Annotated in this window: 16 protein-coding genes; 13 read left to right on the forward strand and 3 right to left on the reverse strand. The window is 54.5% G+C overall.

All coding sequences use genetic code 11. The annotated features are described in order from the left end of the window. The first annotated feature begins 99 nt into the window (after positions 1–99). From BB497_07995 to BB497_08015, 5 genes are all read left to right on the forward strand, one after another. Positions 100–1,497 carry an ATP-dependent RNA helicase DbpA gene (locus BB497_07995; GenBank protein ID AVI62653.1) on the forward strand — a complete coding sequence of 466 codons (1,398 nt, stop codon included), beginning with the start codon at positions 100–102 and terminating at the stop codon, positions 1,495–1,497. A 72-nt stretch (positions 1,498–1,569) separates the two neighbouring features. Next, on the forward strand, positions 1,570–2,445 hold the full coding sequence (locus BB497_08000) for a kinase (protein AVI62654.1): 876 nt from the start codon (positions 1,570–1,572) through the stop codon (positions 2,443–2,445). 85 nt (positions 2,446–2,530) lie between these two features. After that, positions 2,531–4,402 (forward strand): multidrug ABC transporter ATP-binding protein, encoded by a 1,872-nt coding sequence (locus tag BB497_08005; protein ID AVI62655.1) that lies wholly within the window; start codon positions 2,531–2,533, stop codon positions 4,400–4,402. A 103-nt stretch (positions 4,403–4,505) separates the two neighbouring features. Next, on the forward strand, positions 4,506–5,513 hold the full coding sequence (locus BB497_08010) for an NADPH:quinone oxidoreductase (protein ID AVI62656.1): 1,008 nt from the start codon (positions 4,506–4,508) through the stop codon (positions 5,511–5,513). A gap of 93 nt (positions 5,514–5,606) precedes the next feature. Then, positions 5,607–6,140 carry a DNA mismatch repair protein MutT gene (locus BB497_08015; protein ID AVI62657.1) on the forward strand — a complete coding sequence of 178 codons (534 nt, stop codon included), beginning with the start codon at positions 5,607–5,609 and terminating at the stop codon, positions 6,138–6,140. Positions 6,141–6,204: 64 nt separating this feature from the next. On the opposite strand, the gene BB497_08020 is transcribed toward BB497_08015, so the two are convergent. Then, positions 6,205–6,477 carry a hypothetical protein gene (locus BB497_08020; protein AVI62658.1) on the reverse strand — a complete coding sequence of 91 codons (273 nt, stop codon included), beginning with the start codon at positions 6,475–6,477 and terminating at the stop codon, positions 6,205–6,207. A 154-nt stretch (positions 6,478–6,631) separates the two neighbouring features. Here BB497_08020 and BB497_08025 point away from each other — a divergent pair, with 154 nt between their 5' ends. Genes BB497_08025 through BB497_08035 form a run of 3 tightly spaced genes read left to right on the forward strand, consistent with a single transcriptional unit; the run spans position 6,632 to position 9,419 of the window. Beyond that, positions 6,632–7,825, forward strand: coding sequence for a hypothetical protein (locus BB497_08025; protein ID AVI62659.1), 1,194 nt, complete (start codon positions 6,632–6,634; stop codon positions 7,823–7,825). A gap of 8 nt (positions 7,826–7,833) precedes the next feature. Further along, positions 7,834–8,664, forward strand: a complete 831-nt coding sequence (locus tag BB497_08030; protein AVI62660.1) for a mechanosensitive ion channel protein MscS — start codon at positions 7,834–7,836, stop codon at positions 8,662–8,664. Then, entirely contained in the window at positions 8,661–9,419 is a 759-nt protein-coding gene (locus BB497_08035; protein AVI62661.1) for a DUF429 domain-containing protein, read from the forward strand. Before BB497_08030 ends, BB497_08035 begins: the two co-directional genes overlap by 4 nt. Positions 9,420–9,423: 4 nt before the next feature. Here the strand turns inward: BB497_08035 and BB497_08040 are convergent, their stop codons facing one another. Continuing rightward, entirely contained in the window at positions 9,424–10,155 is a 732-nt protein-coding gene (locus BB497_08040; GenBank protein ID AVI62662.1) for a transcriptional regulator, read from the reverse strand. A 138-nt stretch (positions 10,156–10,293) separates the two neighbouring features. Here BB497_08040 and BB497_08045 point away from each other — a divergent pair, with 138 nt between their 5' ends. Continuing rightward, positions 10,294–10,959: a lysine transporter LysE gene (locus BB497_08045; protein ID AVI62663.1), complete on the forward strand. Its 666-nt coding sequence runs from the start codon at positions 10,294–10,296 to the stop codon at positions 10,957–10,959. A 72-nt stretch (positions 10,960–11,031) separates the two neighbouring features. Continuing rightward, positions 11,032–11,517: a glutathione peroxidase gene (locus tag BB497_08050; GenBank protein AVI62664.1), complete on the forward strand. Its 486-nt coding sequence runs from the start codon at positions 11,032–11,034 to the stop codon at positions 11,515–11,517. 19 nt (positions 11,518–11,536) lie between these two features. Here the strand turns inward: BB497_08050 and BB497_08055 are convergent, their stop codons facing one another. Next, the gene (locus BB497_08055) at positions 11,537–11,920 is read right to left on the reverse strand and encodes a hypothetical protein (GenBank protein AVI62665.1); all 384 of its coding nucleotides are present in this window, start codon (positions 11,918–11,920) and stop codon (positions 11,537–11,539) included. 159 nt (positions 11,921–12,079) lie between these two features. On the opposite strand from BB497_08055, the gene BB497_08060 reads away from it, so the two are divergent. The 3 genes from BB497_08060 (at position 12,080) to BB497_08070 (ending at position 14,831) form a co-directional block, all read left to right on the forward strand. After that, positions 12,080–13,282 (forward strand): trans-2-enoyl-CoA reductase, encoded by a 1,203-nt coding sequence (locus tag BB497_08060; GenBank protein AVI62666.1) that lies wholly within the window; start codon positions 12,080–12,082, stop codon positions 13,280–13,282. Between the two features lie 69 nt (positions 13,283–13,351). Then, complete coding sequence (locus BB497_08065; protein AVI62667.1) at positions 13,352–13,567, forward strand: hypothetical protein; 216 nt, start codon at positions 13,352–13,354, stop codon at positions 13,565–13,567. Between the two features lie 343 nt (positions 13,568–13,910). Then, positions 13,911–14,831 (forward strand): AraC family transcriptional regulator, encoded by a 921-nt coding sequence (locus BB497_08070; protein AVI64299.1) that lies wholly within the window; start codon positions 13,911–13,913, stop codon positions 14,829–14,831. The last annotated feature ends 92 nt before the right edge of the window (positions 14,832–14,923 follow it).

Consider the following 14,923-nt stretch of genomic DNA (forward strand, 5'->3'; position numbering starts at 1 on the left):
CCCCATTGACCTAGACAGCAAGGCAGTGGAAAGCACTTTCTGGTATGGTGCTTCACATTATCGGTTTGCTGGGCTGAATAGCCCCTTCAGGAATTTTTTGTGTCCGACACCTCTTTTGCATCGCTTGCGCTCTCACCCGCGCTGTTGACGAATCTAGACTCCCTTGGCTATCACGACATGACGCCGGTTCAGGCGCAAAGCCTGCCGCCGATGCTGGCGGGGCGCGACGTGCTAGCCCAAGCCAAAACCGGCTCTGGTAAGACCGCCGCATTTGGCTTAGCGCTGCTGGCTGCGCTTCGTGTAGACGCGTTTGTCGTTCAAGGCCTGGTGCTGTGCCCCACTCGGGAGCTAGCCGATCAAGTAGCCGACGAACTGCGCCGTTTGGCGAGGGGGTTGCCCAACGTTAAGGTGCTTACCTTGTGCGGTGGTGCACCATTTGGGCCGCAGCTGGGTTCGCTAGAGCACGGCGCGCATATCGTGGTGGGCACACCCGGACGCATTGACGAGCATTTACGTAAAGGCTCGCTAACGCTGGGCTCGCTGACCACCTTGGTACTGGATGAAGCTGACCGTATGTTGGATATGGGCTTCCAGGCGACCATTGACGACATCATTGCCGACACGCCTGCGGATCGCCAGACGCTGCTGTTCAGTGCGACCTTCCCGGATGAGCAGGCATCTGGTGGCCTTGCCACCATGACCCGCGGCGTAATGCGTGATCCGGTCACTGTCAAAGTGGCTGAGCTTCACGATGCCACTACCATTGATCAGCACTTTTATGAAGTCGTGAACGAAGAGGCGCGGTTTGCCGCCCTTCAGCAGCTGTTGCTGGTCTATCGGCCGGCGACCAGCGTGGTGTTTTGCAACACCAAGCGCGAAACCCAAGCGGTGGCGGAGCAACTTACCGATGCTGGATTTAGCGCCGTAGCGCTCAACGGCGACTTAGAGCAAAAAGATCGTGACCGTCGACTAATCCTGTTTGCCAACCAGAGTGCGTCTATTCTGGTCGCCACGGATGTTGCGGCGCGCGGTTTGGATATTGCCCAGCTAGATGCGGTGTTCAACTATCAAATTGCCCGTGAGCTTGATGTTCACGTGCACCGAGTAGGGCGCACCGGGCGCGCGGGCGCTAGCGGTGTTGCCTGTACCTTGGTAACCCCTAAAGAGCATTATCGGCTAGAGCGGCTGGAAGGCTTGCTAGAGCAGCCGATTACCACGGAACCATTGCCTAAGCCACAGCACTCTGTACCGTTTGAGCCGCCTATGGCAACGCTACAGTTGGCAGGCGGTAAAAAAGATAAGCTGCGCCCGGGGGATATTCTTGGTGCATTGACCAGCGAAGGTGGGCTGAGTGGTGAGCAGGTCGGTAAAATTAAAGTCTTGGCGCGCAGCGCCTATGTGGCGGTGGAGCATAGCGTCGTTCAAAAAGCCCAAGCCAAGCTTGAGCGTGACAAACTGAAAGGGCGTGCCTTCCGCGTTCGCCGTATCCGTTTTTGAGTGACGGGACATTGAACTCAAATAGCAATGTTAGATGGTTAAGATAATAAAGAGGAGCCGACGCAGCTAACCATGAAAATCCCCAAACGTTTACAGCCCCTGGTCGATGATGGAATGATCGACGAGGTGCTGGTGCAGTTAATGAGTGGTAAAGAAGCGCAGGTTTATGTGGTGCGCTGCGGCGAAGAAGTACGCTGTGCCAAAGTGTTCAAAGAGGCCAAACAGCGTAGCTTTAAACAGGCGGTGCAGTACCAGGAAGGGCGTAAAGAGCGTAATAGCCGCCGGGCCAGGGCCATGGCAAAAAAAACCCGCTATGGCCAAAAAGAGCAGGAGCAGGCGTGGCTAAATGCCGAAGTCGACGCGCTCTATCGGCTTGCTTCCGCAGGCGTTCGTGTCCCTGAGCCTCACGGTTTTGTCGATGGCGTATTGCTGATGGAGATGATCAGCGACGCCGAAGGTAACGTAGCGCCGCGCTTAGACGAAGTTACGCTCACGCCAGAGCAAGCCAAAACCTACTACGCCAAAGTCATTCAAGACGTCGTGCGTATGCTGTGTGCGGGTTTGATCCACGGTGACTTGTCAGAATTCAACGTGCTGGTAGATGCCTCCGGTCCGGTGATTATCGATCTGCCCCAGGCTGTCGATGCCGCAGGCAACAACAGCGCCGCCGCCATGCTTTATCGCGATGTCGATAATATGCGCAACTACTTTGGCCAGTACGCACCGGAGCTGCTGACAACGGAATATGGCAGAGAGATGTGGTCGCTGTACGAGTCGGGCGAGCTACATCCGGATAGCAAGCTTACCGGCCACTTCGATGCTGACACCCACATCGCCAATGTTGATGAGCTCATGGAAGTTATCGACGACGCTAAAGAGGAAGAGGCCGAACGCCAGGCGCGCATGCGAGACGACGGCGACGATGACGAGCCGCCACAGCCCTACTGACTAATGCCGCAGGTTGGCTAGCCCGTGTTTGCTGTCTCTTTTTGGCGGCAGGCATGCCGCTGCCCCTTTCACGCAAGGACCTCCCATGCTGTCTCGTATACTTACGCCGCTGTTCCGTTACTTTGAGGGGCGCGTAAACCCCTACCCGGAAGATGAGGTCACCACGCCGCCGAAGGGGTTATTGCCGTTTATTTGGCACTTCTCACGCCCGGTATGGCCGTGGCTACTGGCGGTATCGTTGCTGACGGCGCTGGTCTCCGCAGCAGAAGTGGTGTTCTTCAGTTATATGGGCGAGCTGGTTGACTGGCTGGGCAACGTAGAGCGAGAAAGCTTTTGGCAACACCACGGCCTGTGGTTAGCAGGCGTGGGCTTGTTGGTAATTGTGGGCCTGCCGTTGCTGGTGCTAATGCAGTCCCTGGTGACCCATCAGACGATTTTCGGCAACTACCCCATGATTGGCCGCTGGCTTTCTCACCGCCACATGCTCAGCCAAAGCCTAGCGTTTTATCAGGATGAGTTTGCCGGGCGGGTGTCACAAAAAGTCATGCAAACGGCGCTGGCGATCCGAGAAACCGTCACCAAAGTGATGGACCTGATGGTCTACGCCGTTGTCTATTTTACCGGGGCAGCGATTCTATTGGGCCGCGCCGACCCCTGGCTGCTGTTGCCCCTTGGCCTATGGCTTGTGGGCTATTTAGGCATTATGCGCTTTTTCGTTCCGCGTCTACGGGATGTCTCTATGGCCCAAGCCGATGCCCGTGCCCAGATGACGGGGCGCGTGGTCGATAGCTACAGCAATATCCAAACCATCAAACTCTTCGCCGATACCGAGCGCGAACAAGGCTACGCGAAAGACGCGATGGAGGGCTTCATGGTCACCGTTCACCGTCAGATGCGCTTGGTCACGGTGATGAGCGTTTGTTTAACGCTGCTCAATACGCTGCTGCTAGTGGGCACTGCGGGCATGGCGATTAGCGCCTGGTATATGGACGCCATTTCCCTGGGCGTATTGGCCATCGCCATTGCGCTGGTGATGCGCATTCGCTTTATGTCCGACTGGATTTTATGGGAAGTCGCTGGGCTTTTTGAAAACATTGGCACGGTGCAGGATGGCATGAATACCATTGCCCAGGAGCCGACGATCAAAGATGCCCCCAAGGCCAAAGCACTTGTCGTGCCCAACGGCGAGATCGTGTTTGATGCGCTGCGCTTTCAGTATGCCCAGGCGAAAGGGGAGAGTAAAAACGTCTTTGACGGGCTGAGTTTAACCATCAAACCCGGCGAGAAAATTGGCCTGATTGGCCGTTCAGGGGCAGGCAAGTCCACCCTGGCAAATCTGCTGCTGCGCTTTTACGACCTGCAGGGCGGGCGGATTTTAATCGATGGGCAGAATATTGCCGATGTCACCCAAACCTCGTTGCGCCATCAGATTGGTATGGTTACCCAGGATACCTCGCTACTGCACCGCTCGCTGCGGGATAATATTCGCTACGGCAGCCCCCATGCCAGTGATGAAGATGTATGGCAGGCGATAAGTCGCGCCCACGCAGATACGTTTATCAATGATTTGGTCGACCCAACAGGCCGGCGGGGTCTAGATGCCCATGTTGGTGAGCGCGGCGTGAAGCTCTCCGGTGGGCAGCGTCAACGCATTGCGATTGCCCGGGTGCTGCTAAAGAACGCGCCCATTTTGGTGTTGGATGAAGCCACGTCGGCGCTGGATTCAGAAGTGGAAGCCGCCATTCAAGAGCAGTTGGATACGCTGATGGAAGGCAAAACGGTGATTGCCATTGCTCACCGTCTTTCTACCATTGCTATGCTCGACCGTTTGATTGTGGTGGATGAAGGGCGCATGGTGGAGAGCGGCACCCACCAGGAGCTACTCGCGCAGAACGGCATCTATGCGAGCCTCTGGCAGCGACAGTCCGGTGGTTTTTTGGGGCACGACCTAGACTAGCCTGTTTTGAAAGGGCTTAACTTGATTGCACTACTCTCACTTAGTAGTAGACTGGTCGTTTAAAGCTCGTTTTAATCGAGCGCGTTTTACTGGAGGGAGAGCAATGCAAGCCATTCAGCTTCAACACCCCGGCGGTTTAGATAAATTAGACGTGGTTAATCTCGCGGCTCCAGGTGAACCTGGCCCCGGCGAAATTAAAGTACGCCTGCATGCTAGTTCGTTAAATTTTCACGATTACGCTGTAGTGAAGGGGATGATCCCCACTGATGATGGCCGCATTCCTATGTCGGATGGGGCAGGCGTTGTGGAAGCAATCGGTGAAGGTGTGAGTGAGTTCGCCGTTGGCGATGCGGTGGTGTCTACCTTCTTCCCCGACTGGCTGGAAGGCCCTGCGCGAGTCGGCGATTTCACGACCACACCAGGGGATGGCGTTGACGGCTACGCCCGTGAACAGGTCATTCGTCCAACTACCTGGTTTACCCACCAGCCCAAGGGTTACAGCCACGCAGAGTCTGCCACGCTCACCACTGCAGGACTAACTGCGTGGCGTGCGCTGGTGGTGGACGGCGGTCTTAAAGCGGGTGATACGGTATTGGTATTAGGCACGGGGGGGGTCTCCATCTTTGCGCTGCAGTTTGCCAAGATGATGGGCGCAAGGGTAATCGCGACCTCCTCTTCCAATGAGAAATTGGCCCGCCTGCGGGAGCTGGGCGCTGAGCACACCATCAACTACAAAGAGACGCCAGACTGGGGGAAGGCGGTTAAAGCGTTGACCGATGGTAAAGGTGTAGACCACGTGGTTGAAGTAGGCGGCCCCGGCACGCTGCCGCAGTCGATTGATGCCATAAAAATTGGTGGGCATATTTCGCTGATTGGTGTGTTAACCGGCCGGGAAGGTGAGATTCCAACCGCTAAGTTGATGGCTAAACAAGCGAAGCTGCAAGGGCTTATCGTCGGTAGCCGTCGTCACCAAATCGAGATGATTCACGCCATTGAAGCCTCCAATCTGCGGCCGATTATTGACCGCGAGTTTGCGCTCCATGACATTGCTGACGCTTTCCGTCATCAGGAGTCTGGCAAGCACTTTGGCAAAATCTGCCTCACTTTTTAAGCACTTGAATTAGCGCTTAACGCCATTAATTGAACGCATGAACTAAAGCGGCCATTTGCGTAGAATGGCCGCTTTTATTTGCCAGGAAGATCCATGCATCATATTGCTCATCTCGTCCACGAAGCACTCCCCGCATCGCTTGCGTTAGAGCAGGTGCGGGTATTAAATCGTGAAGCTTCCCGTGCCATCGTCACCCGTGGTGACAATATTTTGTTGCTCTACACCGAGCGTTACGATGACTTTAGCTTTCCAGGCGGCGGTATAGACGCTGGGGAAAGCCCTGAAGTGGGCCTGCACCGTGAACTGTATGAAGAGACCGGCGCCCAGGATATCGAAGTAACCTCACATTTTGGCTACGTAACAGAATATACCCCCACCTGGAAAAAGCAGTGGGATGTGATGTTTCAAACATCTCACTGGTTTACCTGCCAAATTGGCAATACGTTGGGTGAAGCAAAAATGGAAGAGTACGAAACTGCTAATGGCATGGCGGCGCGGTGGGTGTCGCTTGAAGAAGCGCTGCGTCATAACCGTAGCGTTATTGCACGCAAGCCAGCCACCATGGGCCTTTCCATTCACCGCGAAACTTTGGTGCTAGAGCATGTAGCCACTGCCCAGGGCCGTTAGCCCCGGGCTTTGTGTTGTCCTCTAGGTATGGGTCTGTCTTTTAGGTATTCAGGGCTTAAGCGGATTAAGCTTTGTCGAACAGCCTGCTGTATACCACCCCTTTTACTTCAAGCTCCCAGATATCCTCATAGGGCACTGTAGTGCCCTCGACATCTCCAGGCTCGTGGGTGCTATTTTTAATATCCGTTTCAGGAATGACTTTTACGCCTGTCATGCCCACATGCTGGATGCGAGCACTAAAGCGGTTGCCATCCTGATCGATGAGCAACCTTTCCCCGGCAATGCACTTTGAAAGCTTCTCGTGTAACTCTTCCATGGTCACGTTAATCACGCTCATATATGCCTCCTGCGCATCGCGTTCACTTTAAGTAGCTATTAGTTTAGTAGATATTTCTAGTCACTTCATAGTAGACGACAAGTTCATGTTGCGCGGTCATGCCAGCGTTAGGCGTGCTAATCTTTATTTTCTTATCTAGCGGAAAGGTAGCCTTATGGCGCAGCGCTCCAGCAATGAGGCCCCATCATTATGGAAGGTAGTTGAGCTAACGGATTTTACGCTCCCTGAGCGTACCCAGGCGAGCCAGTGGCGACGGAGTTGGCAAACGGCAACTCGTTGGCTAGTGGGCAGAGAGGCCGCAGAACATAAAGCAAAGCAAGAGAGTGAACTGCGTGCCCTGCCAGAAGTGCGGCTTGCCCACCTGGTGCCTAACGTGGACTGGTCGCCTGGGGCGATTGAATTTGCCCATGTTCTTCACCAGCAGGGCCTTGAAGAAGAGCCAGTGGTGTTTTTCGTTACCCCGCCCCATGGTGGGCATCGCGCCGTTGTTAACTATTGGGCAAAGCAGCAGGGCGTTAGCTGTTTGGCTACCCCTACCTACCAGGAACTCTCTGAAGGAAAGCTTGAATGGATAGCGCGTTGTGAAAACCAGCCCAATTGGGCGCTGCCAGAGTTGGAGCGATACTTTTTGCGCCATACCCAAGGCTTACAAGGCGTGCGTGAGTTACTAGAGCGTGCGTTAAGCGGACGCATGGGGCGTGGGGTAATTGGCTGCGACAGCTGGACATACGCCTATTTGCAGCAGGCGATTGGCCTGGACGGCACGCCAGCATTCACTCTTCAGGCAGTGGAGGGCAAACAGTTAGCTCACTATTTCGCGAACTTAGCGGGTGAGGGTAGCTGCCCCAGCGTGTATAGCACCCGTACCGGTAACCCCATTCTTGCAAACGACAGTGACGATAACGCCGAAAATGAGCGTAAAACGATGCATAAAGAGCTGCAGCGTTTATCGGCCCACTGCCGTGGGCATTTAGGTATAGCATGGCACTATTGGCGAGAGCGACTGCGCGAGCCTGCTGAAAGCGACGAATCAACACAATCCCAAGACGACGCTCAGTCTCAAGAGCTGTGGCTGCTGGACGCCTTGGCGGAGGCAGAGCTACCTGCGGAGACTGGAGACCTGGCTACATTGCTGCTGCATACGCTGTTAATTCACGGTGGGTTGGAGGATCAGGCGCTAGGAGATGTGCTCCCGTTTTCTCACCATGAAGTGTTAAACGCGCGGCTATCGCTGGCACGCCGGGGGTTGCTTAGCTGTCACCAGGGGCGCTGGCAAGTTTCACCGCTCAGTTACGCCAGCGTGCGACAGTTGTTGGAATCCCGCAACTACTTAGTTGACGCGCTTTAGGAGGGGGAATGGACGACAAAGAGCAGTACGCCAGGCTGTTTAACGATATCGATAGCCAGGCGCTAATTATCCTCGGCGTTACGCTGGTTAGTACAGTGCTGTTGATTATTGCGAGCCAGCATGGCTTGAACTGGCTGGCTAATCGGCTACATGGTCAGCTGAGGTTCCGCGTGTTTGCGCTTGTGCCGCTGACACGACTGCTGATTTTAATCGCTGCACTTGCCATTGCTGTGCCTGTTGTCATCGAGCCATCCATGCGCAATATGGTAACGCTGTTAGGCGCGCTTGGTTTAGCGATCGGCTTTGCCCTAAAAGACTACGTGAGTAGCCTAATAGCCGGCGTGGTCTCAGCAGTGGAGCTGCCTTATCGGCCGGGGGACTGGGTGAGTATTGAGGGGATGTATGGTGAGGTGAAGCACGTTGGAATGCGCACCGTGGATATCCAAACGCCTGATGATGATATGGTCGCGGTGCCCCACCTCAAGCTGTGGGACTCAGCAATTCATAATGCGAATAACGGCGGCACCAGCTTGCAGTGTGTTACGCACTTTTACCTACATCCAGAGCATGAGGCTGAGCGCGTACGCAAAACGCTACGCGATGTGGCACTTACCAGCGCATATCTTAAGTTTGACCGGCCGGTTGTCGTCGTGGCAGAAGAGACGCCTTGGGGCACGCACTACCGTATTCGTGCCTACCCCGTTGACCCACGGCAACAGTTTTTATTTATTACCGATATGACCGTGCGAGGTAAGCAGGTACTCAGCGACTTGGGCATTAAGCCTGCGCTGTTGCCGCCTGGTGCGGCATTGGAATTGCAGGACGTGACTGGTCGATGACATCACCTAAAACGCTTTATATGGGCTGGGACGTCGGTGGTTGGAACTGCGATAACAACCCTGCCAGTCGCGATGCATTGGTAGTGTTGGATAGGTCGCTTAATCTAGTAGGCATACCGTGGCGGGGAAACCTGCGCACGACGCTTAACGAGGCACACGATAGTCGCGACTTGATTCATCGCCTGCTAGCGCTTTGCCAGCATCAAGCAAGCGGCAACGAGCGTGTGGTGATGGCTATTGATACCCCGCTGGCACTTCCACAGGCGTTGCTGGCGCTTGCACGTGGTGAAGCGGTCAGCGCGCTTGGCCGATCTCAGGAAAACCCTTATTTATACCGCGAGACCGAACGCTGGCTCTTTCAGAGAGGCGTAACGCCCCTTTCACCGATTAAAGATATGATTGGCAGCCAGGCCACGAAAGGGATGCACTTGCTGGCACGTTTTGCACTGCACATTGCCACCTGTGGGCAGTGGCAAAGCGCGGATGGTTCGCTAAGCGCGGTGGAGGGCTATCCGTCGCCTGCCAAGCGTTCTGCGGTGTTTACTGCACTGCGTCAACGAGTAAGCCTACCCGCTGAACATACCGCTATGCTGCAACAGCCAACGCCAAAGCAGCAGGATATTCAGGATGCTTGGCTCTGTGCACTGCTTGCCTGGAGTTTGGAGCATGCCAAAGAGAGCATCTCTTGGCCGCCAGCAGCGATGCCAGCGGCCGAAGGGTGGATCTTTGTGCCACGCGATGCGCTAACTCAGTAGGGTGCTACGCGCTCGCTTCGGGAAGCTCTGCGCTGTGGAACACGTTCTGCACATCGTCCAGCTCGTTAAGCATATCAAGCAGTTTTTCAAACACAGCCACATCCTCACCCTCAACCGGTGTCGTGGTTTGTGGCAGGAACTGAATTTCATCCACCTCAAAGTCGATCTCGCCAAAAGTGTCTAGCAGGGCTTGCTTGGCTTTAGCGTAGTCGGTATGCGGAGCAAAGACGGTAATACGGCCCTCATCCTGCTCGATATCAGTAACGTCCACATCGGCTTCCATCAGCGCTTCAAGCACGGCTTCTTCGTCGCTGCCAGAAAACGAGAAAATAGCGCAGTGGTCGAACATATGGCTCACGCTGCCGGGCGTGCCAATTTTGCTCTTGGTTTTAGTGAAGCAACCACGCACATCGCCAAAGGTACGGTTCGGGTTGTCGGTTAGGCAGTCAACAATCACCATGGCGTTGCCTGGGCCAAAGCCCTCATAGCGCGCTGTTGAAAAGTCCTCGCCGCCAGCACCGCTGGCTTTATCCAGTGCTTTATCTATCACGTGGGAAGGCACCTGATCTTTCTTGGCACGCTCCATTAAACCGCGTAGTGCTAGGTTACCGTTAGGGTCGGTGCCGCCGGCTTTAGCGCAGACGTAGATTTCACGCCCGTACTTGCTATAAACCTTGGTTTTCGCAGCGGCCGTTTTGGCCATGGATTCCTTACGGTTTTGAAACGCCCTACCCATGTTGAAGTCCTTATTAGCCATGAACCGCCTGCGTGGCAGGCGTCATCTTGATTAAAAAAGGGAAAATTTTACCCAACAGCGTACCATGCTAACAGCGTTATTTAAGCGCCTACATTTATTACCTGAACGCAGGTAAAGCTGGCGTATAATAGCGCTTCCTTAATAACTTATTCCACGGAGAGAAGAATGCCGCTGTCACTCTGGCTATCATTGGCCGCGATCTGCGCTATGGGGGCTATGTCGCCGGGGCCGAGTCTGGCGCTGGTGTTGCGTCATACGCTGGGGGGCGGCCGCTTGCCGGGGGTGACTGCCGCTGTATTCCACGCTCTCGGTGTGGGGTTTTATGCGCTGTTAACCGTGTGGGGGTTGGGAGCTCTGATTGTGCGCCATCCCCAGCTGTTTCAAATTATTACGTGGTTAGGCGCTGCGTATTTGGCGTGGCTAGGGATTAAAGCACTGCGGGCAGGGAAGGCGGGGGCATTAGCACCGGGAGCTGTGACCACCACCACGCGCCAAGCCGCTAAAGAAGGTGTCTTAGTGGCGCTGGGCAACCCTAAGTTAATTATCTTTTTTGTTGCGTTGCTCAGCCAGTTTGTAACGCCTGAAATGAGCATTCTTGCTAAAGCAATAATTGTGGCAACAGCGATGGTGATTGATGGTGGCTGGTACGTGCTAGTGGCGGTGGGCCTTTCCCACTCAAGCGTACTGCCTTGGCTGCATCGTTACGCTCACTGGATCAACCGAGTCACTGGCATATTGCTGATTGCCCTAGCGCTGCGTGTTGTAGTGGGGCCAATCAGTTAATCGGTTCTGGCGTAACCGCATTTGCCGTGGCATGGTGATAACACGCTAGCGAAGGCAGGTAGGGGCCTTGCGATGATGATTTATGATCAAGACTGCTATACCCACCAGGGTGAGCCGTTTAATTTACGCGCTTTGCGTGGGCAAGTATTGCTAGTGGTTAATGTGGCTAGCAAATGTGGCTTTACGCCGCAGCTAAAAGAGCTGGAGACGCTTTATACGCGCTACCGCGACCGTGGTTTTACGGTGCTTGGCTTCCCCTGTAATCAGTTTGGCAGGCAGTCACCGGAGAGCGCTGAAGATTTTTGCGCCTTCGGTGAGCAGCAGTTTGGGGTTAGTTTTCCGCTGATGGAGAAGGTCAACGTCAACGGCGGTAATGCCCACCCTCTGTTTGTGCTTCTTAAGCGGGAGGCGCCCGGTGTGATGGGAACCAAAATAATTAAATGGAACTTCACTAAATTTTTAGTAGGGCGAGATGGCCAAGTAATCGCCCGCTTTGGCCCTAAAGACCACGGCTTGCCGCTACGCTTAGCACTAGAAGCCGCGCTGGATAAAGCGTGAACGTCACTCGGCGGTGCGTTTAAAGCTCACCACGGGCCACCATCAAACGGCTCATTAATGCCTCCCAGCGGTGGCGAACCATCATGGTGGTTAAGGATGAAAATAGCGCCCAACTCTTGCGCCGCCAGCCTTTCAGCCGCAGGTTGTGGCTAACTAACTGTTTCATCAGTTTATAGTCATCAAACTGGCGCCACTCGCTGGCAACCGACAGCTGATGTCGAGACATAACCGGTGCCATTTCCAAGCGGAACATCCACTCAAGTTCTTTCAGTGACATATTGTGCTGTTGAATCACATCAATCATCTTGGCGTAGTCGCGCTCGCTGGGTTCACGGTCAAGCCAAAGTGGGGCCAGGGCAAGCCACAGGTCGCCGCGTTCATCGACTAGCTGCTGTGCATTCATGGGGAGTCTCGTCGGCAAGTGGTTAACAGGCCGCTATCCTGCCGCGATCGACAGAGAAGCTCAAGTGCGGACACAGCGCGCCGAGACGGCTAGAATAGCCTCACTAGCTGATGGCATTGCCATGTTGATAATGAAATCAATTTGATAAAGAGGTTCAACGTGATTATTAAACCTAAAGTGCGTGGTTTTATCTGTACGACGACTCACCCTGTAGGCTGCGAGCAGAACGTTCTGGAACAGATCGAAGCGACCCGCGCCCGTGGTTTAGATAAAAGTGCTGGCCCTAAGAAAGTACTGGTGATTGGCGCGTCCAGCGGCTACGGCTTAGCGGCTAGGATTACCGCTGCCTTTGGTTATGGTGCAGACACGCTGGGCGTGTTCTTTGAAAAGCCCAGCAGTGAGAAAAAAACCGGCACCGCAGGCTGGTACAACAGTGCTGCATTCGACAAATTTGCTAAGCAGGAAGGGCTCTACAGTAAATCAATCAACGGCGATGCGTTCTCACATGAGGCGCGGGAAAAAGCCATTGAGTTGATTAAGCAGGACATGGGGGAAATCGATCTAGTGGTCTACTCCCTTGCCTCGCCAGTGCGCAAACTGCCGGATACCGGTGAAGTTAAGCGCTCAAGCCTAAAGCCGATTGGCGATACCTACCGTGCAACGGCTATCGATACCAACAAAGACGTCATCATTGAAGCTGAAGTAGAGCCTGCCACCCAGCAAGAGATCGACGATACCATCACGGTGATGGGCGGCGAAGATTGGGAACTGTGGATGGAAGCCCTAGACCATGCCGGTGTGCTGGCAAAAGGCGCCCGCAGCGTGGCGTTTAGTTACATTGGCACTGAAATTACCTGGCCGATCTACTGGCATGGCGCGCTGGGCAAAGCCAAGGAAGACTTGGATCGCGCCGCCGCCGCCATTGATGCCAAGCTGCAAACAAGCGGTGGTGGTGCCAATGTAGCCGTGCTCAAGTCGGTGGTTACCCAGGCCAGTGCGGCCATTCCGGTCATGCCGCTATATATCGCCATGGTATACCGCATAATGAAAGAGCAGGGCCTGCACGAAGGCACCATCGACCAGCTTAACCGGCTGTTCGGCGAGTACCTTTATTCCCAGGCGGGCGATATGGCCACCGATGAGAAGGGCCGTTTGCGCCTGGACGATTGGGAGCTGCGCGATGACGTGCAACAAGCCTGTCAAGATCTGTGGTCAGACGTCACCACCGAAAACTTATTCGAAATTACCGACTATGCTGGTTATAAGCATGAGTTTTTGAAGCTATTTGGCTTTGAGCGTGATGATGTGGATTACGATGCTGATGTGAACCCTAACGTTGAGTTCGATGTCATTAGTTTATAAGTGGTGATGCGGTTGCGTTAGCTAGAGGTCGTCGCACTCACTTTTTCTACCGGAGGACAGGAGACGTTTATGGATACCAGGGAAAGTAAGACTCGGGAAGAAGAAAAAGAGCACGTATTGAATCAGCGCATACCAGAAGATTTTGAGAACGCTGAACCTCAGCGCCAGCCTGAGGCAAAGAAGTCTCCACGAGGGATGCATAAGCTGATTCCTCTGGTGATTATAGCCCTAGGGATAGTGGTGGCTGGGTTCTTAATTCTTGGAGCAGGTAACAGTGGAGGCTAATTTCTTCACTCTTCTCCTTTTCTAAATTGATTGCCGGACCTTGTGTCCGGCAATTTGCATTTCAGGGCCATTGCTGACATCTCGCCAACTTCATTTCAATATGTCTTGCTTCGTTTCAAGCGGCCACTCTCTTCACTTATTAGCCGTGCGACGCCTTTTTTTATATAGGGCCAACAGGCGCTTCCTTCATTGGTACAATTGGGTAAGATGCTTTTTAAATAGACAGTTAGCCAAGTATTAGACAGCTACTCAAGCCGACGGCGGTTTTTATGCAGCAAAACAGCTCACTATGTTCTCAAGCACGTTGACGCTATCTGGAAGTGAACGTAAACGGGTGGCCTTTGTGCTGCTGCCGGGGTTCTCGCTATTGGCCCATGCAAGCGCCATTGAGCCGCTGCAAATGGCTAACCAGTTGAGCGGGCAGATGCTGTATCAAACGGTCACGCTCAGTTTAAGCGATGAACCCGTGCGCAGCAGCGCGCAGCTTTCTATGCTAGCGCAGCACGCGCTAGGTGCACCGCTTGGGCCGCTGGATATGTTGCTGGTGTGTGCGCCCACGCCACTACCCTATGCGTTGCCCGCTAAGCTAAACGAGTGGCTGCGCAGTCATCAGGGAAGAGGTGTCGCTATCGGTGGGCTTGCTGGCGGTACCGAGGTGCTTGCCCGCTGTGGACTGTTAGAGGGCTACCGAGCGACGCTGCCCTGGCAGCGCTTTGATGCCTTTGCCCAGGCATACCCCCAGGTCACGCTTTCTCAGCAGCTGTTTGAAATTGATCGCGACCGCCTGACCTGCGCAGGCGGCACTGCCGCGATGGATATGATGCTCACGCTGATTGGCAAGCACCACGGCCCGCGTTTGGCGGAGCAGGTCTCCGAGCAGTTTGTCTGCGACCGTATTCGCCTAGCCGATGAGCGTCAGCACGTACCGCTGCGCAACCGCTTGGGCCACGCGCCCCAAAGTTTGGTGGATGCGGTCACGCTAATGGAAAGCAATATCGAAGAGCCGCTCTCGACGCTTGAACTCGCTGAGCATCTAGGCATTTCCCGACGTCAGTTAGAGCGTTTGTTCAAGAAATATCTTCAGGCGGTGCCCAGCCGCTACTACCTGGATTTACGCTTACAGGATGCCCGCAAGCAGCTAAGAGAGAGCGACCGCCCGGTGGGGGATATCGCCCTGATGACCGGGTTCTCCTCTGGCGCGCACTTTTCCACCGCTTATCGCAACCACTTTGGCATTACGCCGCGAGAAGAGCGGCTGGGTTAAGCGCAGCTTTTCATAATTTACCGTCCCAATACTGAAAGCAGGGCGCCCGCCGTGCCCCGTATACTGAATTCATCGCTTACTCCACTGGAGGT

The organism is Halomonas sp. GFAJ-1, assembly GCA_002966495.1.
GTDB lineage: Bacteria > Pseudomonadota > Gammaproteobacteria > Pseudomonadales > Halomonadaceae > Vreelandella.